The sequence below is a fragment of the Rania fehmarnensis genome, from assembly GCF_056494185.1.
In genome coordinates, this window is the sequence record NZ_CM151398.1 from 1,869,002 (window position 1) to 1,891,007 (window position 22,006).

11 protein-coding genes are annotated in these 22,006 nt (G+C 55.6%); 5 read left to right on the top strand and 6 right to left on the bottom strand.

Annotated features, from left to right (window positions below):
• Positions 1–10 precede the first annotated feature (10 nt).
• The 4 genes from SH573x_RS05925 to SH573x_RS05940 all read left to right on the top strand — a co-directional run bounded on the left by SH573x_RS05925 (position 11) and on the right by SH573x_RS05940 (position 7,331).
• Entirely contained in the window at positions 11–1,543 is a 1,533-nt protein-coding gene (locus SH573x_RS05925) for a DUF7133 domain-containing protein (RefSeq protein WP_479353407.1), read from the top strand.
• Positions 1,540–2,811, top strand: a complete 1,272-nt coding sequence (locus SH573x_RS05930; RefSeq protein ID WP_479353408.1) for an MFS transporter — start codon at positions 1,540–1,542, stop codon at positions 2,809–2,811. The genes SH573x_RS05925 and SH573x_RS05930 overlap by 4 nt, the downstream gene beginning before the upstream one ends.
• Before the next feature lie 134 nt (positions 2,812–2,945).
• Entirely contained in the window at positions 2,946–3,845 is a 900-nt protein-coding gene (locus tag SH573x_RS05935; protein WP_479353409.1) for an aldo/keto reductase, read from the top strand.
• Between the two features lie 147 nt (positions 3,846–3,992).
• The gene (locus SH573x_RS05940) at positions 3,993–7,331 is read left to right on the top strand and encodes a PVC-type heme-binding CxxCH protein (protein ID WP_479353410.1); all 3,339 of its coding nucleotides are present in this window, start codon (positions 3,993–3,995) and stop codon (positions 7,329–7,331) included.
• A 250-nt stretch (positions 7,332–7,581) separates the two neighbouring features.
• On the opposite strand, the gene SH573x_RS05945 is transcribed toward SH573x_RS05940, so the two are convergent.
• Positions 7,582–12,192 carry a DUF6797 domain-containing protein gene (locus SH573x_RS05945; RefSeq protein WP_479353411.1) on the bottom strand — a complete coding sequence of 1,537 codons (4,611 nt, stop codon included), beginning with the start codon at positions 12,190–12,192 and terminating at the stop codon, positions 7,582–7,584.
• Between the two features lie 148 nt (positions 12,193–12,340).
• On the opposite strand from SH573x_RS05945, the gene SH573x_RS05950 reads away from it, so the two are divergent.
• Entirely contained in the window at positions 12,341–13,846 is a 1,506-nt protein-coding gene (locus SH573x_RS05950) for a zinc ribbon domain-containing protein (protein WP_479353412.1), read from the top strand.
• 196 nt (positions 13,847–14,042) lie between these two features.
• Here SH573x_RS05950 and SH573x_RS05955 read toward each other — a convergent pair whose 3' ends face one another.
• The 5 genes from SH573x_RS05955 to SH573x_RS05975 all read right to left on the bottom strand — a co-directional run bounded on the left by SH573x_RS05955 (position 14,043) and on the right by SH573x_RS05975 (position 21,816).
• The gene (locus SH573x_RS05955) at positions 14,043–14,981 is read right to left on the bottom strand and encodes an ABC transporter ATP-binding protein (RefSeq protein WP_479353413.1); all 939 of its coding nucleotides are present in this window, start codon (positions 14,979–14,981) and stop codon (positions 14,043–14,045) included.
• Between the two features lie 6 nt (positions 14,982–14,987).
• On the bottom strand, positions 14,988–17,396 hold the full coding sequence (locus tag SH573x_RS05960) for a hypothetical protein (RefSeq protein ID WP_479353414.1): 2,409 nt from the start codon (positions 17,394–17,396) through the stop codon (positions 14,988–14,990).
• A gap of 19 nt (positions 17,397–17,415) precedes the next feature.
• On the bottom strand, positions 17,416–18,039 hold the full coding sequence (locus SH573x_RS05965) for a 3-keto-disaccharide hydrolase (RefSeq protein ID WP_479353415.1): 624 nt from the start codon (positions 18,037–18,039) through the stop codon (positions 17,416–17,418).
• 218 nt (positions 18,040–18,257) lie between these two features.
• Complete coding sequence (locus SH573x_RS05970) at positions 18,258–18,677, bottom strand: hypothetical protein (protein ID WP_479353416.1); 420 nt, start codon at positions 18,675–18,677, stop codon at positions 18,258–18,260.
• A gap of 196 nt (positions 18,678–18,873) precedes the next feature.
• The gene (locus SH573x_RS05975; RefSeq protein WP_479353417.1) at positions 18,874–21,816 is read right to left on the bottom strand and encodes a serine/threonine protein kinase; all 2,943 of its coding nucleotides are present in this window, start codon (positions 21,814–21,816) and stop codon (positions 18,874–18,876) included.
• Positions 21,817–22,006 lie beyond the last annotated feature (190 nt).

A 22,006-nucleotide genomic window follows, 5' to 3' on the forward strand; every position in this document is an offset into this window, starting at 1 on the left:
GACTCCTAGCATGAAGCTCATCAAGACGCTGCTGATTTGGTTGTGGGCACTACCACTGCTGGCCGACGAAAACGATTACTATCGACTGATCTCCATTACGGCACCGCAGTCGCCAACCGATTCACGCTCGCCCAATTGGAAAGCCGGCGAAGGTGTGGTGTTGGAAGTCAGCGGTTTGACCGCGCTACCGGATCGTCGCCTGGCCGTGGCCACGCGACGCGGCGAAGTCTGGTTGCTCAGCGGCATTTACGATGAACCGCCGGCCAATGTTACCTACCATCAATTTGCTAGTGCGCTCCATGAACCATTAGGGTTGCTGTACCACGATGGTCAGTTGTTTACTGCCCAGCGATCGGAACTGACTGCCCTGCGCGATAGCGACGGCGACGATGTGGCCGACGAGTATCGCACGGTGGCCAAAGGCTGGGGTGTAACTGGTCACTATCATGAATATGCGTACGGACCAAAGCTGGATGGACAAGGCAATCTATGGCTGACGCTCAATCTGGGACTTGGCCTGCGCGGTGACCAACTGAAGCGGGCGCTGCGCGAACCCACGCTCAAGTTTGATCAAGGTCGTTGGCGGGGCTGGGGAATGAAAGTTACGCCCGATGGTCAGTTGCAACCGGTGTGCGCTGGGATGCGTTCACCCAGTGGACTGGGGGCCAACCTGGACGGTGATATGTTTTACACCGACCAACAAGGCAATTGGGTACCGACCAATACCTTGCATCACATGCGGCCCGGTATCTTCACGCATCAACCGGAATCGCTAGCCTCGCAGAACATTCCAGGCGCACCAGTCAAAGGCATTCGTGCGCTGCCCGATGGACTGTCATATCCGGAGGCGCTGAAGCGCATGCCGCAGATGACTCCACCGGCCGTGTGGTTGCCGTACAAAAAAGTGGGCCAGTCGAGCACCGATATCGTGTGTGATACCAGTGGAGGCAAGTTTGGTCCGTTTGCTGGTCAACTGTTTATCGGCGAATTCACGCTGGCAGGAATGAATCGAGTGTTTCTGGAAAAGGTAGACGGCCAATACCAAGGCGCCGCCATTCCATTCCGCCAGGGATTTGGTTCGGCCGTATTGCGACTGTGTCAGGGCGACGATGGCAGCATGTTTGCAGGGCTGACCAATCGTGGTTGGAGCAGCTTGGGTACGGCTGCCTACGGACTGCAACGCCTGGTGTGGACTGGAAAAATACCTTTCGAAATCAAGCAAATGCGGGCCGCTGCCGATGGTTTTATCCTTGATTTTACCGAAGAAGTTGATCCAGCCACCGCGACCAATGTAGCTTCGTATTCGCTGTCGAGTTATACCTATCTGTATCATGCGACTTATGGCAGTGACGAGATCCAGACTCAGACGCTAAAAGTTACGTCGGCCCACGTTTCCGATGATGGTAAGAGCGTTAAACTGGTGGTCGAAGGGCTGCGACCTTTGTATGTGCACGAGTTAGTCGCAAGTGGAGTTCGCAATCGGCAGGGACAAGCTTTACTGCATGCTGACGCATATTACACGCTGAATCGGATTCCGAAGTGAGTGATCGACGCGTTCTACTACTGGCCGCCGCGTTCTTGGCTTGGATGTTTGCGGGCTTAGAGAACTCTCTGTTCATTCTGATTCATCGCCAGATGATGCTCGAACTGCTCGGGGCGGATATATCCGAGAAAGTTATTACGACGTGGTTCGCCTGGTTTCAAGCGGCATTCTTGTTGGGCGCCGCCTGTGGTGGTTGGTTGTTCGGTGCGTTGGGAGATCGCATCGGGCGCACGCGCGCCATGGGGTTGAGCGTGTTGTGTTACTCAGGCTTGACCCTGGTGTGTTGGTTTGTGCATGAACCGCATCTGATGTGGACAATGCGCTTTCTGGCCTGTTTAGGATTTGGGGGTGCATGGCCAAACGCAGTCGCGCTGGTGTCCGAGGCCTGGCCCTCGGCATCGCGCCCACTGATGGCAGGTGTGATGGGGACAGCGGCGAATTTTGGTTTCGTGCTGCTCGGCATTATCGGCTACAACTTTGCAATCACCAGCGATAGTTGGCGTTGGACGTTTTTCATCGGAGCATCACCAATTTTGATTGGTGTCGGGATCTTGATTTGGGTGCCAGAGTCAGCCAAGTGGTTAGCCGCCCGCCAGGCCCCGCAACTAGCGAACAAATCTTCGGCACCGATCGTAGAAGTGTTTCGCCCTCCCCTGCTCTATCGCACGCTGTTAGGCATCAGTTTAGGCGCCATTCCAGTTGTGGGTACGGCAGCCAATGCGAATTGGGTTATACCTTGGCGCGATCAATATGAGTCGCGCACTCAAGCAGAGTCAAAAGCCGCTACCAAGCCCAAAGGAGATCCGCGCCAAAAAGCTTGGACGCAAATCACGCGTTCATCAGGCGCGATCATCGGCAGTTTAATGGGCGGTTACCTGGCCAGTCTGTGTGGACGCAGACTTTCATACTTTATGATCAGCCTGGCAACGTTTGCGGTTAGTTCGACTATGTTCAGTCAGATGACACCCGATCAGCCTTACTTTGATTGGATGGTGTTCTTGTTAGGCTTTTTTGGTGTGACCTACTTTGGCTGGTTACCGCTCTTCCTACCCGAGTTGTTTCCGACGCATGTGCGCTCGACGGGTACGGGCATTTCGTTTAACACTGGTCGCGTGGTCGCGGCCATGGTCGTTTTGGGCATCGCTATCTTGCCGATCCAACAGATCGCAGGAGATTATGGTCAAATTGGATTTTGGACCAGCATGATCTACGTGGTAGGTATGGTGATCATCTGGTTTGCACCGAAAGAAAAAGGTTTCGATCCGTAGCTTGGGCCGAGCGGTTCGAAGGTGTCAATGTTCACACAGGCTGGAAGCCTATGCCACAGTTCACACAGGCTGGAAGCCTATGCCACAGTTCACACAGGCTGGAAGCAGTTTGAATTTGAGAATCCACGGTATTTATGCAGTCAACCATACTTGGTCGTACCAATCTATCAGTATCGCGGATTGCACTAGGAGCGGGACCGGTCTCTGGTTTGATGACTGGTAGTGATCGCCAACGGCAGATTGCCACGCTGACTCGGGCGCTGGAAGTTGGGATCAATTGGATCGACACTGCGGCTGGATACGGTGAAGGCAAAAGCGAAACCAACTTGGGGGCGGCGCTGAAACAAATTGGCACTGCCGCTGCGGACGAGATCCATATTGCCACCAAGGTTCGCATCGATCCTCAGGCGACAGAAGACGCCGCCAGCCAGGTGCTGCGCAGTATCGAACGCAGCCTGGCTCGACTGCAACGTTCGCAAGTTACGCTGTTGCAGTTGCATAACGGACTGACTGCGCGGCGTGGCGATGAACCTGCATCGCTATCGCCCGAGGATGTACTGGCTCCAGGCGGAGTGCTTGAGGCGATGCGCGCGGTGCAGTCGCAGGGTCTGGCGCGTTTCATCGGCTTGACGGGCACCGGCCAGGCCGAAGCGATGCGCGCGGTCATTCGAAGCGGCCAGTTCGATACCATTCAGTTGCCCTATAACATGCTCAATCCCAGTGCTGGCCTCGCAATGCCGCCCGAGATTACCGATCGCAATTACGGCAACATTTTGGCCGACTGCCAGCAGCAACAAATGGGCGCGATGGCCATTCGCGTCCTGGCGGCCGGCGCGATTTTGGGCGCACCGCCCAGTGCTCATACGCTCAAGACGCCGTACTTTCCCCTGTCGCTCTATCAGCAAGATGTGGCTGCGGCTAGTCAACGGCAGATTGGTGTGACGCAGGCCATCGAGTTTGCGCTTGCGCATCCGGCCATTCACATGGCCATCATCGGCTTCGGTCAGCCTGGCCATGTAATTGAACTGAGTTAGACACGTGGACGCGTCCAATTCGGGATTAAGGGGTTAGACGCGGCTGGGCTTCTGGTTTTAACCATGTTTCCAGCCTCGCAGCGCCCAACTATACTTGCTAGCTCCCCACGTTTATCACCCACCCTCCTCACGATACAAGGTTCGCCCATGCGAGTCTGGCTTCGCAATTCTCTGTTGACGCTAACTGCCCTCGGATTCATTGGTAGTCCAGCATTTGCGCAGAAATCGGATCCGGCGATGAAGACGGCTGAAGAGCTGCTCAAGCGACCGGCTCGTCCCAAGCGTGCGGAACTGCCGCCCAGTGCGACTCCGCTGAAATTTCTCAAAGGTGAACGCATCGCCCTGATCGGAAACTCTACCGCCGAACGTATGAATCTGTTCGGTCATTTCGAAACGCTGTTACATTTGCGTTTCCCCAGCGAGCAGCTGATCTTTCGCAACTTTGGTCGGCCGGCCGATGAAGTCGCTAATCGCCAGCGTGGCAACGACTATTACAAACTAGATGATCCACTGACCGCCTTTGGTCCCGACACTTTCTTCTGTTTCTTCGGCTTCAACGAATCGTTCGAAGGTCCCAACGGTGTTGAAAAGTTCAAGAACGATTACGAGAACATGCTCGATGAGTATGCGACCAAGTATGCACGCGATGACGAAGGCAGCCAACCTCGGTTCGTAATTGTGTCGCCGATCGCGGTCGAGGTTAGCGCAGATCCGCTAATGCCCAACGCCAGCGCTCAAAACGAAAACCTCAGGCTGTATCGCGATGCAGCCAAGGCGGTGGCCGACAAGCGAAAACTGGCCTTTGTTGATTTGTTCGAAAAATCCGCCGTGCTGTTCAATTCCGAGAGCGGACTGCAATTGACCATCAATGGTTGCCACTTGAATGAGACCGGCGATCGTTTGATCGGCGAGTTGTTAGACTCGGCCCTCTTCGGCTCACCCCATCCGGCCGGCGGCAGTAGCGATCGCTTGGAAAAACTGCGAGCCGCTGTCAACGACAAATCTTGGGTTCACATGCAAGACTATCGCATGCTGAACGGTTGGTATGTCTATGGCGGTCGGCGCACCTGGGATACGGAAACGTTCCCGCGCGAGTATGTCAAGATTCGAAACATGGCCGCCGTGCGCGATAGCTATGTATGGGATATTGCTCAAGGCAAACAAGTCCCAACCCAACCTGACGACAGTCAAACTGGCGATCTGTATCTGCCCGAGACACGCTTCGGTGTGCCGCAGCAGAAGTACAGCGAAAACCCTGAAGGCGGGCCAACCATTCAAGCTCCGGCCGACCTGATCAAGTCGGTCAATGTTCCGCCTGGGTTTGAAATGAAACTGTTTGCCGATGAAAGCAAATTTCCGGAAATCGCCAAGCCAGTTCAGATTGCTTTCGATAACAAAGGGCGACTGTGGGTTTCGACCATGCCCAGCTATCCACAGTGGCAGCCGGGCACTCCACCGCCTAGCGATAAACTGGTCATCCTGGAAGATACCGACGGCGATGGTCAAGCCGACAAGAGCACGATTTTTTATGAAAAGCTGCACTGCCCCACTGGTTTTCAATTTTACAACGGTGGCGTCTTAGTCGTCGATCAGCCGCGATTGATCTGGTTGAAGGATACCGACGGAGATGACAAGGCCGACCAGATCGTTCATGCGCTCGATGGTTGGGCAACCGAAGATACTCACCATACGATTGGCGCATTCGAAGCCAGTCCCGCAGGCCGACTGGAGATGATGGAAGGTGTGGCCATGAGTACCACGGTGGAAACACCTTGGGGACCATTCCGCAATTTCGGTTCATCAGGATACTACACGCTCGATCCACGCACTTGGAAAGTTTCGCATACCGTCACGCCTGGTTACGGTAACCCTTGGTGTTTCCTGTTCGACCAATGGGGCCAAGGATTTCCGGGTGATGGAACAGGCGCCAATCATCATTGGGACACCGCGCTTTCAGGCAAACAATATCGAGGACGCAAAGGTCTAAACGCGGTATTTGATACCGAAGGCATGCGACCGGTCGTCGGCAGTGACTTCCTGGTCACTCGCCAGTTCCCGGACGATGTTCAAGGCCAATTTATTTACGCGTGCGTGATTAACATGAACGGTCTGCCACGCTGGACGTTCTCCGACGATGGAGCGGGATTCAAGGGCGTGCGCGTGCGTCATGATGCTAATGACAAGAACACGCCGTTTGATTTGTTGAGCAGCCCGGACAAGCACTTCCGCCCCGTCGATCCACAGATTGGTCCCGATGGTGCGCTGTGGTTCGGCGATTGGGCTAATCCTCTGATCGGCCACATGCAGTACAGCCAACGCGATCCTAATCGCGATCACGTTCACGGCCGCGTCTATCGTTTGGTCTACAAAGATAAACCGCTGTTGACTCCAGTGACTCAGTACGGCAAAGCAGTTCCCGAACTGCTCAATCAACTGAAGGAATATGAATGGCGTACCCGTTATCGCGCTCGGGCGGAACTGCAATCGCGTCCGGTAGCCGAAGTGCTGGCGGCGCTTGGGCCCTGGCTCAAGCAAAATGCGCAAGAGTCTGAGCGTGATCGACTGGGCTGTGAAGCCCTGTGGCTACAAGCCTCGTTCCACGCCGTGGATCCAGCGCTACTGACCGACTTGCTGGCTGCAAAAACGCCTGAGGCGCGGGCAGCGGCTACACGGGTGTTGGCCGATGAGAGCGAACACATCGAATCGGCGTTGGCTCTGCTGAGCAAGAAAGCTGTCGATGAACATCCACGCGTCCGCGCCGAAGCGGTCCGCGGCTTGAGTTTCTTTCCACAGCTAGAAGCGATGAATGCAGTGATCGCGGCGACCAACGTATCGCCAGACAACTATGTGAATTACATCGCCGATGCCGCTTTGGGGGCTAACTTTGGTGTGTGGCAAGCGGCCCATCTGCGCGGGGATTTGGCTAAGAGCGACACCAACAAAACGATGCTCGACGCCATCATCGCAACCGACAAGAAAGCTGCAGAAGTGATTCCCTACCTGCAGATTTTGTTGGGTAAAGATCCACAGCCCGAAGAAGCACGCAACAAAGCAGTGCAAGCTATTGCGGATATGCCTGGTGGTAATCCCGATAACGGCAAGACCGTGTTTCGCCGCAGTTGTATCGCTTGCCATAAGGTCTATGGTGAAGGGGCTGATTTTGGTCCCGATATGATGAAAGTGGGCACGCGTCTAAATGGATTCAAGATCGTGCAATCGATCATCGACCCCAACGCCGAAATCGATGCCAAGTATCTGTCGACCAATGTGCTGACCTCCGATGGTACGGTCATCACTGGTTTGCTGGTCAGCGAGGACAAAGAGCAAGTGGTGATCTTCGACGGCAAACAGAAACGCACGATCAAGACCGACGACATCGAGGCTCGCCAACAGGTCAAGCAAAGCAGCATGCCTGAGGGCCTGGGCGCAACCCTGTCCCCCACGGAGTTCTTGGACGTCATCGCCTTTCTGAAGTCGCTTAAGTAAGTTGGCGGGCTCGTTCACTGTACCAGTGGCAGCGAAGTGATGGATACACCATCGCTGGGTGCTACCAGTGACGGGTTTCCTTCATTGCCAAAAAACCAGTGCGGGATGTATTGAAACTTCGATGTCATTAGACTGGTCAACCGCAGCTCGAATATCAACTACTTCGTTTTGAGCACTGGCTATGCTGCGCATTGCCAGTGCCACCCAAAACGCACTCGTGAACGAATGAACCGCGGCTAACGCCGTCGGCTTAGTTGACGATTAGCTCTCCGTTCATGACCATCCAGTGGCCGGGGAAGGTGCAGAGGAATGGATAGCGACCCGGTGTCTCGGGGACCTTGAAATAGATGACGGCTTCTTCTTGTGGATCGACGATGTCGGTGTAGCAAATCACATCGTCGGTCTGCGGAACGTATTGGCGAATGACGGCTTCGGGGTCTGCGACCAGCTTGTTAGCTTCATTGCCGACCGTCTGCAGCGAGCCCGGCTTGATTAGCGCCCAGTTGTGGGGCACGACGTCTGGATTGACGAAGGTCAAAGCCACTGACTCGCCTGCCTTAGCCTGGAGCTGCCTGGTTGAATATGACAGGTTCTTACCGGCTTCGATGCGCATCGCCCGGGCATCTTTGATCTGCTTGCGCCAAGGATTGGGCAAACGCCGCGCGGCCATGGCCATGTCGGTATCGAGCGGATGGGGAGTAAGCGTCTTGGCTTCGGAGTTTACACCAGGCACGCCTGCCATTGGTGCATCCAACGCATTACAAGTGGCGAACAGTTCATGACGCTGTTCAGGGCCCGTGGCAACTTGCAGGTGCAGTTGATTGCAGCGTTGCAAGGCTGGCAGTTCCAAAAACAAGGTGCGGCCATCTTCCAGTACATGCGCCGAAGCAATTTTCAGTTGATCATGGCCACGCATCCCATAGTGCATCGCAGAGTACTCGCTCGAGCCATAGGCTGTGCTGTAACGATAGTTCCAGGCCTGCGCAAAATGTTCGGTGGCCCGCTCGCAAAATGCACGCTCCAGTGGCTGCGTGAACTTAATGGCCACTCCATTTTCATGCAGGTGAAAGCCGGTCGGTAGTTGTACGCTCTGCCCGGTGTAACGCACGCGCTGGAAGCAGCCTCGCTCGGTCGTATAGCTGCCCCAACCTGCCATGCCTGACACGTACAGCTGACCATCATGCGGTGAGAAGCGACCGCGATGCACGCCTGATAGAAACTGACCCGGCAGCGGTACGACTGCGCCTTGCAATTGACCTTGGACTTCATCGCGCAACAGCAAGAAGTGCGAACCTGTGCCGAAGGACAAGTGAATCATCTGGCCGGCCACTGGTCCCCAGGCATCGCTGTCGATATACACCTGGCCACCGGCTGAATTATCCACGCCGCGCGGCAGAAACACCAGCGGCAATTCGGGACGCGCCAATGGCAACTTGACATACTGCGAACCGCGATAGCCATAAAACGGCAGCTTGGTCAGATCGACGGGCTGACCAAGCAGGTCGATCCACTTCTGCTGAGGCACCGCGCAGATCATCGATGCCGGAGTCCATTCACCTTCGCTACACGGAACGGTGAGCGTGCCATCAGGATAAATGCCCAGTCCATCTGGATTGCGAAATCCACCAGCGATCGTTTGCGCCTGCTGGCCATCGCGCGAGATACGCACAAGACCTTGATTACCCGAAGCGGTATAGAAATTGCCTTCGCTATCGCGCTGCAGTCCACAAATGTAGTCGTGCCCGGCGGGCGAAGTTTCAAAAGCGTTGGAATAACATTCGTACCAGTCGGCTCGGCCATCGCCGTCGGTATCGTGCAGCCGAGTTAATTGATCGCGGCACAACACAAAGATACCATCGTCGCTCACTCTCAGACCAAGCGCATGATGCAGACCAGTGGCAAAGCGTCGCCACTGAGCAGTTTCGGGAAGCTGGCCATCGCGACAACTAAAACCGCTCACATGCCAAACGTCGCCTTGCATTGTGCAGACTAGTGCCGAGCCATCGGGCAGGAAATCATGATCGCCACAGTACAGCAGTGCTTTGTCCGGGTTGTCCCAGGGCAATTCAATGGTATCGATGACATACGGTCCACCCTGCCCTAAGCGAACCTTGGTCGTGAGCGTGTCGCTGGTTTGGCTGTGACCGATACGCACGGGATCAACACTCCCAGCACTCGGATTGCCGATCTGGCTATGGAGAGAGTGCTGTTGACGCGGCGCAACCTCGCGCGTGAACTGACCGTTGGTATACCAGGGCGAATCCAGGTATTCAACGGAACCGATGCGATAGGCAAAGGCAATACGCTTGCCCACGCGATGGTAACCCAGGTATTGTGCCGGCCCTTGAGCCGCAATCCGCGCCGCCGATTCGGGCAGGTCCAGCATGACACCATCGGCGAACATGCCATCGATAAAGCCATGCCGTACTTTAGAGAAATTAACGAAACCGCCTTGCCACAAGGCGCGATAGCTGAGCGTATCAGGGTCGAAGCACACCGCCTGCTCGCCGTGTTCACCCAGACGCACGCAGACGGCGCGGCCCAGCATCAACTTGTCGCCCTTGAACACACCGGCTTGAACATTGCTGAGAATACTCAAGTTCCAAGCGTCGCTCTCCCATGTGCCTTCGTTCTGATTACCCCAGTGGCCTTGCGCGCCACCATCGATGCCTGGGTACTCAGCCAGCAATGGTTCAAATTGTTTTTGTTTACGAAAGTGATTGGCTTCTTTGGTATAGAAGTCGTACAGTCGATCGCGGTTGATATAGGCCTGCCAGTCGTAGCGTGATTGTTTATCAAGCGGTTGGCGCGTCAATGGAAAGCTGGCAGGTTCGTGCGGTTGTGCATGTTCCAAAACAGATTCCGCAATTTCGAAGCGTAGCGCTTGATGATGACCGAGGTCAGCCAGGAATGCAATCAGGTCTTGTTGTTGCTCGCGGGACATGGCCGCTGCCAGGCCTTCGGGCATAACCGACAGCATGTTGCGAACCGCTTCCAAATCATCTTTATCGAGATGTGTTTCTTTGGCCGTTGACGGATCGCGCAGAAAAAGTTCTTGATCATTCTCCAGCGACTTATAACCGGTGACGATTTGTCCATCGCTGGTTAACGCTTGATAGACTTTGTATTTGTCTTCGACATGTTGGTTGGGCCACAGAATGGACTCGGCTAGATGTTCGGGCGTGCGCACCTTGCCGATTTGAGTCAGATCGGGGCCGACGCTGCCGCCTTGTTTACCGATCTTGTGACATGACAAACAAGCGGTGCGGGCCGACGCGAAAACGGCCACTCCGCGTTCTGCTTTACCTGACGCGATGGCAGCGCTAGCTAGTGACTTGACCACAGCAGCGTCGTAGGGAGCAGATGCGGAAGCGGTGGTCGGCTTGTCCGACTGGCTGCTGCTGCCTTCAGCTGAGGCGTCGACAAAGTTCCAATCGTTGATCAGTTTCAGTGAACTATTGGATGTGGCCGATAGGGCTTGAGTTGGATCCAGCGAACCACTCAAGATGCGCACCGAGTGAATCGTACCAGAGCACTGCAGACCATCTTCAACCAGTCGACCGACTGCAATTTGGTCACCAGTGGCGCTCTCCGATTGGCGGCGGGTGGACTCATCGGCTACGACGCGGCCATCGACGAAGAGTTTTACCCGGCCTGCTTGGAGAACGCATCCCAGTTGATGCACTTGACCATCGCATACGTTGACATTGGAGGCGATCAGGCTTGGTTCAAAGCCTGGCATATAGAGCGACAATAGTCCATTGCCGGCTTGTGTAAACAGTTCCCAGTGAGCTCCACTGGCCTTGGTGTGGTGCGCGACCAAAATGTTGTATGGTTCGGCGGTGGTCAGTTCAGCTCGACAGATGACTGACAGCGGAAACGTAGCGTGCGCAGCCGTGGCTGCGTATAGTTTGCCTCCACCCACCGCCGGCAGGGCGACCCCTTTCCAAGTGCGATACTTGGGTGCAGCCCCTGCTGGCTGGCCATCGAGCTGAGGCAGCAACCAGTCCAGGCCGTTGAGATTATCTTCCAGTCGTTGCTGGGCATCGTGGTCGGTGTGATTAAGGATGCCGATGGGCCCTTGAAAACCACTTTCACGAATCGTTTTGAGCAGTTGGACATCCAATTGGCCAGCACCCAAGGGAACGATCTTTTGCCCCTTGGCTTCGCCATCGGGCACCATGCCGTTTAGATTGAGCGCCATCAAGTAGGGTTGCATCTTGGCGAGCAACTCCTTGAAACGCGATAGGTGGGCATGACCGTGATGCAAGTTGTAGACGATGCCCACGTTAGTGATCTGGTCTTGCTGGAGTCGCTGGATGATCTCGATTTGATTTTCAGGTTCGCCAAACCAACTGCCATGGTTATAGAGGGCTACCTGACAACCTTGCGCTGCGGCGGCTTGCGCTATGGGGCGGATGCGGGCCGCTTCGGCTTCGACGCGAGCCTTTTGTTCGGCAGTGTCTTTCGTAGGAGCACCGCCCCCGGTGACCCAGAGCTGTGTTTTAACGTTATGCCGCTTGAGCACATCGAGAATCAGTTTGGCTTCATCGTTGAGTTCGGTTGGAAACCACCAGGCGGTCAGCTGAATATGGTGTTTGGCCAACTGGTCCAGCTCTTCATCAAACGACTGAATGTGTTCAGCCCGATAGTCATAGGCTAGAGCTTTGATGCCAAGTTTCTCCAGCATCTCCGCACGCTCGGCGGGCGATCGTTTCTGACTGTCGAAGGGCACGATGCACCAGGCAACCAGGTTATCTCGGCGAAACGGGTCGGCCGCGCGAGCCGGCCTGGCAACTACAGCCACTACGGCCAACAGCGACCAAAAGAGCAATGCGATCACGGTGCGTCGGAAGTTCATGAATGACCTGCGCCAGGTGAGAAGTATTGAGGTGGGTTCCTTTCGCGGAGCGAAAGGGGACATTATAGGCGGATTCGATTGCCAAGATTCTCAAATTGCATCGGCATGACGGTAGAATTAATGGCTCACCAATCAAGTAGAGTGATTTATGCCCACAGCCATCCAATGTCCGAACTGCGGTGCGCGCTTGGTGTTGAAAGACGATTCCGTACTGGGCAGGAAAATCGCTTGCCCTAAGTGTCAGAACCAGTTTCGCACTCAGCCCAAGCCCGCTCAACCTCAGGTGGTCAAGCCGGAAGCGGCTCGTCGACCAGTTGTAAAGTCCAAGCCGATTCAGCCAGCCAATCCGGCAGGCACAAGCGGAACTTGGAATTCATTATCGCTGGATGACGAGGCAAGCTCGTCTACGAACAACCTCAATAACTTTGGTGATCTCGACAACTTCGATGATCCGTTGGCAACGCCGCTGGCTCAAGCTCCTCAGGTTGATCCCTCGGCAGCTTCGGCCTGGGCTGCACCGACGCGCGAAGTGCCGATCGTGAAGACGGTCAGTCGCGAAGAGATTCTGGCCAAAGAGAAGCGACGCACCACCACGTTTTTTCTGGTGGGCTTGGTGGTCGGTTCGACGGTGCTGTTGGCATTGATGGGTTTAGGATCCTGGGCCGTCTATCGCTCGGTAAGTTCAAATTTGGAAATGGCCGCCGCTCAAGCGCCAGGCCCAATGCAAGAAAGCGGCCAGCTCAGTCGCGCACTGACCAAGATGCTGGCGCGGCCCGACTCGGATCCTAGTTACAACTTTGTGCGTGATGTCGATCATCTGCTCAATGTTTATCCTAAGTTGTTGGGCACCACCGCTCAGCAAGAAACGATGCTGGAAACCGACAAAGCGATACGCGATATCCAACGTGTCGAAGGCTATCAAGAGGATGCGATCAAGCACTGGGTGCGTCCCAGCCCCATGCCTGGTTTCGATCCGCAGAACCAGGTGCATCGTGAAATGCGAGCTCGGCTGTATGCTGCGTACTTGCGCGACGCGGTAGCTGACGCCCCACATGAAGCGCCCACCCCAGAACGCTGGCAAGCATTTGTGCTGGCGGAACAAGCTATGTTCGGCAATGAAGCTTTGACCAGGCAAGGTATTCGCACCGATGAACATTATCGATTGAAGCAAGTTGTCGAGAAGATGGAAGGCTGGAGTTCTGTGTTGAACTTTGAAATGCCCAAGCGGGCGCGGCCCAGTTCCAGTTCATTGACCGATGCTGCCGAGGCAGGTGATGAAGAGACGATTGGTCGAGCCAACTTGCCGACCATCTTTGGCTTCACCGCCAACAAACGCGCCCTGATGGTCGACTACTTGAAAGAGCATGGCAACAGCAACGCCAAAGCACGCTTGACGGTAGCTCAACTGTGCGCTGCCATCGGCAAGTTCGCTGACGAATTCGGCATACCCCGTAGCGAACAATATCCAGATGAACTGGAAGCCCTACGTGAAGCCGTCCAGAGCCATGCCATCCCCCGCGACACACTGCTCAAGGCCAAGATTCCTACGATCTTCAGCCGGCTAATCTTGGACTACCAGAACGAAAAACTAAAACCCGAAGAAGAAGAGTTGGTGTTGTACGTGGTCATGGCGTTCGTGGGGACGCAGATGTGATGACAGTCACCTCTCCAAGGCTTTGCCTTGGGGAGGTCGAATCGAGGCTTTGCGAGATTCGGGAGGGGTCTTGGGCGTGTAGCCGATCTCGCCAGAGATTGGAAGTCGATTGGTGACGCGTCCAAAGTCTGGCGACTTCGGCTACAGCAAAAGTCTTACCTTCCCAGCTGTGCGCGCGCTGCGCGGCGGAGGTGCCCTAGATCTTATCTCCGCTGCCCTTGGTAAAGGCCATGAAGGCGGCTTCGAGGTCAGGTTCTTGTTCGGCGAAGCGTTTGATTCGGTAGCCGGCGGACGTTAAATCGGTCGCTAGGGGTGAGTAGTCTTCGACACCGACGCCTAGAGTTACCAGCAGTCGATGGCGATCGCGATCGACGCGGCTGACGAGCGCATGCGTCTCGAGCGTCTTGGCGGCTTCATCATGGCGTTCGGGAGTGGCCAGTTCGATCGCCAGCATAATTTGCGGTCGCACCAATTTCATCAAATCGCTAATCGACGAATTGAAACTCATCTCGCCGCGATTGATGATGCCGACTTTGTTACAGATGTCGGCCAACTCGGGCAGAATATGGCTGCTGACGATGATCGTCTTGCCCATTTGCCCTAAACGTTTTAGCAAGTTTCGCATTTCAATGCGGGCACGCGGATCCAACCCGCTGAGCGGTTCGTCCAACAGCAAGACCGCTGGGTCATGCAGCAGCACGCGAGCCAGTCCGAGTCGTTGAGTCTGTCCGCGCGAGAGCGTGTTGGCGTAAGCATCACGCTTGAAGTTCAAATCGACGATCTCGAGCATCTCATCGCAGCGCTTGCGGCGCTGGGCACCATGGATGCGGTAGGCGGCTGCGAAGAATTCGAGATATTCGATGACGGTCATGTCATCGTAGACTCCGAAGAAGTCGGGCATGTAACCGACCAGGCGTCGAATCTCTTCGGGCTGGGTATAAATCGAGTTGCCGCACACGTAGGCTTCGCCCCAAGTTGGCGTCAGCAACGTAGCCACGATGCGCATGGTCGTCGTTTTGCCAGCTCCGTTGGGGCCGATGAAGCCAAACAGGTCACCCTTCTCGAGCTCGAGATTGATGTCGCGAATTGCATACATCTCGCCATATTTTTTGGTCAGATTCTGCGTCTTGATCAACGAAGGCTACTCCTCGGCACGAGCGACTGGCAGCAAGACTCGACACCATGTGCTACCAGACTCACGTTTAACCTGGTCTTCGGGCAAGTTGGAAATGTTCACTTGTCCCATCGGTTCGACCAACTGGCCGTACAAAACAGCCTGATCGAGCGCTAAAGCGTTACTGATATCGGTGCGTGGCTGGAAGCGGTGTTTCAGTTTGGTGTAATCGGCACCGCCGCTGGCCTTGTAAAACATCATGATCTCGAGCAAGCGATCGAGCGACTGCCGATCGTCGGGCTCCCAACGCGTCAGAATTTCGTCGGTTTTCTGCACTTGCCGACGATTCAAACGCCTCATCAAATCCTTGGGTACCGTGTCATAAGTAATCGTCAGCTCTTCACCGGCCCGCAGGCGCGAGGGCAAGGTATATGCCCAGTTGTGATACACCAGCACCGGACGCTGGATCTCATACGGTAGAGGATTAACCAACAAGCCTTGAATTTGATCGATACCCTTCAGTTCCGTCAGCTGACTGGTCGCTGTCGGTTCGAATTTGCCACTCCAGTTAGCGTACAAACACCTGGTGCCGGAGGCAGGAATACCCAGTCCCGTCATGGAGACATCGGAAGTGAAATTCGGATCACCAGTTACTGCCAAAGTGATCGTGTAGTTGGGCATGTTCTGATCGGTCAGCAGGTTGGACTCCATGCCACCCAGCCCTTTGCCCGGCAAGCCTTGCCAGTCCAATCGCGGTTCGCTCGAGTCAACCTGGCTATTCAAGTTAACGTCGACTGTTCGCGCACGACTGGAATAAACGTGCGTCCAGGCATCGACCAGAAAAGTCTTTTGACCAGGCAAGAAGTCAACGATTTGGGCGCTGTTGAGCAAGAGTTGTTTGGGTCGCGAGACATCTTCCAGCCAGATTAAACCCAGCGATGAAGCTGCGATTACCGCACCACTAAAGATCCAACTGAGCGACGGTCGGCGGAGCCAGCGCACGGAAATCACATAATCGAGCGGACCGATAATCAGTAGCAGCACAACCACGATAGCCGCGATGCTAACGAAGCTGAAAACGCGGGTGGCTGGAAAGTAATCCAACGTTGCTCGCAGCTGGCCAGTCAAATCATCGTAGCCCAAATAGCCAGAACCGCTTTCGCCTTGGTTAGCGCTGCTGGCTTTTTCCAAGGTTTGCTCGCGCAGCCAAAACCCGGCCAGCAGCTTGTCCCACAGCAATCGTCGATCTTTCCATTGAAGCAGGACTGGATGATCTAAGTCGCTGCCCAAGTAATGCAGCACTCCTTTGCCCAGCGTATGACGCACCCACCACGGCATGCGCTTGGATCCAATATCCAGCAGCGAAAGTTCCACTCGACCACGAACCTCATGCAGTCGCGTGGCGGAGATCGTGGCTAGCTGATAATTGGTGGCGGTCGCCGCTTCCAAGGGCGATGCATCCACATTGCCGACAAAATCAACGATCTCACCGGGCACCAGTCGTCGCACAGGCGATTCCGCTGGTATCTGCTGGGAGAACTCACCCAACGACAGAATAGTCGTGCCGCCATGAATCACAAACTGTTCGATCGCGATCCACTGGAGGTCCGACACCTTGGCAATCAGCGGTTTCGTCTGGCCACTAGAGACAATCAAGAGATCGCAACCCGAGTAGCCTCGCCAGGTAGATGGCAATTGTTCTGCTGCAGTCAGAACCGTGGTCGTGAAGTTGGACAAACCGGTGTCGGTTAAGGTGTAGCTGGTGGCATCGACCCCCATGGCACTGCCGATCGCGACCATCCAAGTTTGCGTCGTTGGCAAGGCCCGACCGAGGTCGGATCCGCTGAGTTCGATGGCTTGGATCTGGTCGCCGCGGCGGTCGAGCGCCCGGATCTTCATTGGTCGATCGGTGCGACCAATGGTTACCGTGCACCATACATATCGCGGCGGAGGATCGCCGCTGGTACTGGTCGTCGATTGTGCAGCGGACTGACCTGCAGGTGCAGTGGTGGGATCTGTGGGCGTCTCGGTGGACGAAGCGGTCGCGGGTGCAGGACTAGCCGGCGGCCACATCAGGGGCTGCCAATAGGTCACTGGCACGCCATCGCCGTCGACGGTGGTTATCTCGAGCGCGTCAGGAATCGTGCCCCATTGGCTCGGCAGCTCCACCCGCAGCGGCGTGGGATGGCCCAGCTTCCACACGCCACCCAAACCCAGTTCGGCCTTCATCGGTGCCCCAGTCAGGTTGGCGGTCGAGCCCAACAGGGCGCCGCCGATTCCTGAACGTGCTTCGGCTACACACGCACAGCCAACCAAGATGATGGCTAACAGCGTGGCACAGACCTCTAGCCTGTGCCCAGTCCGATGGAGTCCACGGCCCACTACAGCCCCGCGGCTTTCGCAGACGCGAAAGGCATAATGATCAGGGCGTAGCACCAAGGGGATTACTCCGCGGCTAAGGCAAGCGTTTAACGTAAATGTTCTTGAAGTAGACCAGACTCTCTGGATCGTGCGCTTGAAGGGCAAACGTCCCTTCATCCAAGCGTCTTTCAAACTCATTGGAATAGGCGGCCTTGTTCTCAGGCTCAGTGTAGTCGGTCAGCGTCTTGCCATTGATCTTCAGCACGATGTGTCGACCAGTCACAATGATCTCCTGAGTGTACCACTGGTCGTCTTGGACCCCGGGGTCAGTTACGTCGGCTGTTGCGTACAAGCCGCTGGATTTCTTGGGATCAGTGTGGCTGACGTTGACCTGGCATTCGTAACCATACCGCGGCCAACCAGTTTCCTGATATTTGGTATGGAAGTAAATGCCGGCATTGCTGCCCTTGGTGGTTTTTACGTCGGCTTTGAAGTGAAAGTTCTTAAAAGCCTTGTCATCACCCACATAAAACAGGTGACTTCGAGGACCATTGCAGACCAGGCAGCCATCTTGAACCTTCCAGCTATCCGGGTTTTCGTTAGCTTTCCAGCCTTCCAGCGACTTGCCATCAAAGATCTTCTTCAGCTCAGCATCCTGAGCCATCAAGCCAGTAGTCAAAAGTGCGATCGCCAATAAAGGAAGCCATACAGATTTCATTCGTTTTCTCACTAAGCCGAGGGACATTAGCCCCGGTTCTACACTAAGCCGAAAGCATTAGCCCCGGTTTTTGGAGTGCTGCGGCGTTAGCCGCAGCTTTGATGTCCTAACCCAATATTACCGTAGTCTGCGCGAACCAGCGTTAGCCAAAAAAACAGCCAAGCATCTTAGCGACACTTGGCTGTAAATGTTGTCAGAGCGTGACCGGGATCCTCGATTTACTCGAGGCCTTTACCGTCCTTGTCACCGCCAGGCAGTTCGCCAGCTTTCATGCGGTCAGCAAAGGTCTTGTCGGTCTTGAGAACCTTTTGCTCGGTGGCTTTCTTGAAGATCGCTTTGAGCTCTTCGGTATATTTCTCAGCCTTCGGTTCTTTCTTGTAGGCGGCCAGATCGAACTTGGCTGCCTTCAGCTCGTCATGAACAGCTTTGCCGAACGGATTGCGCTTTTTCTTGTCTGGACCGACGTGGCACAGATTGCACTTCGATTCCTTCAATAGAGGCTTGAGTGCATCTGGAGTATCTTTGTCGGCTTCGTAAATTTCAACGAACTTGTCGTTCAGTGGCTTGATGGCATAGGCGGGCATGCTCAGGCTGGTAACCAGGCCAAGCACCATGAGCATGGCAATCGTCTTCTTCATTCGTCAATCTCCATAGCTGTTCAACGATCAGTCGCAAAAATTGAATCGGCGGATTTCCACCGTATCGTGAAAGTGTGCGCATAAGCTCGCGCAAAATCAAGCTGCGGACCAAAAGTAGCCTAATTTCTCTTTTGTTTAACCTGGGTAAGCCCTGCCGGTTGGCTAGTTTGCGCCGCGCCGTTGGGGTTGGTCGCTTTTAGCGGTAGCCGGGCATAAACATGCTATCGCGCAGGCGATATTGGGTGGGCAATTGCTCATGCATAGGCTGCTCGGGGGGGACGTTCTCGAGCCAACGCAGTTCGTGTTCGTTGCCCAGTTCACGATACCATTCGCCCGTCACTTCAGCCAAACTGAAGTCGATATTTTGGCCGTCCGCTAGCCGGCACTGACAGAGCGTCTCGATGTTCTGGTCGTAAGCATTCTCTTCGCCGCGCAGCAACAACACCTTTTCGAAAAGTTCTTCACTGTCCAAACCATCGATAGCAATATGAGGTACCGTGATCGGGGACCAGAAAGCACACAAACGGGCGGTGCGCATGAGCGTCAGTGGGGCTCGCGAACTGGCTCCAGACATCACTGCCAAGAATCCGAGATGAGTCGCGAAGGTCGATTGCTGCAAGCTCATGCGAATGACCGGTGGGATGCGATCGTCCTCTGAGCTGCGAATTGTCAGCACGCGGCCCTCCAACATCGCACAGACTTTCTCGATGGTTACTTCGGCTCGAGTTACGCTGCGCATGGTAATCAGCGACATGGCACCGCGAATGATCGATTCTCGCATCACCAGCGATATCGGCTCGTCATCGGCGACTGCCGTTGTCGTGGGCGTGGTGGCTGGTTCGCCGGCAGGCGATTCACTTTGCCCAGGCATGATCGTCGGCGTGACTGTGGTGGCTGAGGTGGTGGGCATCAGCATGGGCGGCATGGCGGTAGAGGTAGCGCTCGGAATGTTGCTGAGGACGCTGGTTTTAGCGCGAACCGGTTCCTTCACGGCAATGCAACTGCCCAGTTGCGAATCCCGGGAGCTGAGCATCGTCACTTCGCAATTTTCTAGTTCGATGCGGCCGCCATTGCGCATGGTGAAGATGGCCTGCGGCTGGCGCATGTCATTGAGGCACTTGATGCGCAGCGACTGACACCGAAGGAATTTGCGATCGACATCGATCCAGGCTTCCCAACCAAAGCCGAAGGTGTTGGCACCCGAGAGCACGATTTCGGCTTTGATACCCGGCGCGGAACGCAGGGTCAGTCCGCTGCGTGGCAGGGTGATGGACGAGGTCAGTTCGATCGATTCGTTCAGTTCGATGATGCGAATGTCTGGCTGCATGGCCGCCTGCATTAAGGCCGCCGGCAGGTTGGGTGCCCACCGCGAGAGGTTGCCCAGCGATTCTGTGGCTGAGCCACCCACGCGAATGACATCTGGGGTTGGGATAGTGCTCGGTGAGCGCCGCGCGTTTTCGGTTGGTGCAGTGGGTTTGGATGTGTCCACCGTGGGACTTGGAGTGACGGGCACATCGCCGGCAAGCGTATTGGTCGGCGGCAAGCTAGGTATGACGTTGCTGGGGGTTTCACGGTTCTTAACTGGCGCCAGTGAAACTAATGGCGATTCTGCGCTTTTGGTCTCGGACTTGGTGTCGCTGGTGGCGACGTTTTCTGGTGCAGGCCGAGGTTCCAAGGCAGGTGGCTGAGTGGTTCGTTTGGGCTCGGCGCTTGGCAGACTGTTCATCGACTCGCCGACAGGTAGCGCGCCGGTGCGTGGGTCACTGGGTGCAGCCGATAAAGTCGGCATCGCATTGGGAGGTGCTGCTTGATATCGCAGACTCTGAGTCGGCAACAAACTCGGTTGCGGTATTTCGAGCGGCATGGTCCACGAGTCGGCACTTTGCAGCCAAACGGCCGATCCGATTAGCACGCACAGCGGAATGATCCAGGGTAGATGTGTTTCCAGTAGCGAACGCCGCGCGATGGTCGGCCGCATCATGATCGTGCCAGCCGATCGACTCCGGGGCAGGCTCTCCAGCTGCGCGATCAGCAGCAGATCGTTGATCAATTCAATAGGTTTCTGATACCTATCAAGCGGTCGCTTCGCCATTAACTTGGACAGTACCGCAGCCAATTGATCGCTGATATCGTCGCGCCATTGTCGCGGATCAGGCGGAGGTTGGCTGCCGTGATTGAGCAGCTTTTGCAAAGCGGTGCCTTCCGGGAATGGAGGCTGGCCGGTTAGCATAAAAAACAGGGTGCATCCCAGCGAATAGAGATCGCTACGCACATCGGCGTCCCGCGGATCGCGGGCTTGTTCGGGCGATATGTAATCAAAAGTGCCCAAGGTTACGCCGCTAGCGGTTTGATCGGCGGTCGAGCGATCGTTGGCCGTATTGCGAGCCAAGCCCATGTCGACGACTTTGGCGATACCGGTGGGCGTGATGATCACGTTGGATGGTTTGATATCACGGTGAACGACATCGCGATCATGTGCATGTTGAAGCGCCTCGGCCACTTGTCGCGTGGTAAAGACCGCGTCATCGATGCTCATCGGACCGTTGCTTTGCACCAAGTCGCGCAAGTTGATGCCATCGATAAACTCAAAGACGATGTAGTTCCAGGCTTCGTCTTCGCCGATATCGTAGACGCGCGCGATGTTGGGATGATCTAGACGTGCAGCGCTTTGGGCTTCCATGCGGAAGCGGCGGAGAGTTTCCGGATCGCGTCGAGATTCCGGAATAACTTTGATAGCTACTTCGCGATCCAGCCTTTGATCGCGACCGCGAAAGACGGCCCCCATCCCACCGCCGCCGATCATGCGGTCGACCGAAAAGTGGTGCAGGCTGCGGCCTTCGAGCGACTTGGACAGTTCGACAAGCGAGAGCGACCGCACAAAGTCGGCGGGAAGCGCCACCGGCCGCTGGCTGATTACAGTCTGATCTTGATCCTGCGGCTGATCCGTAGCTGAACTCGCCAGAGTTTGGCCCGTCCCCGTAGCTGAACTGGCCAGAGTTTGGCCCGTTCCCGCACCCGACGCTGAACTGGCCAGAGTTTGGTGCAGCGAAGTAGAGCCTTCCATGGCAGGCAGCGAATGGCCGCCCGATTCCGCGGCGCGCGCATGCGAACTGCTGTCGTCGGACAGTAGGCTTTTCATCCGTGCCACGCTCAAAATGAGTTGATAAGACGAGAAACGGCCCTATTGGAGAGGTGCTCTCCCTGATCCTTTATTATAGTCCGGGACCTTGCCCGCTTCTGCATATTGTACGCGGTGGGCGGGTGCAATATTGGCAATCCAGGTAGAATTTTCCGGCGACCAGCCGACTTTCTTGGCCAGCGACCGCCGT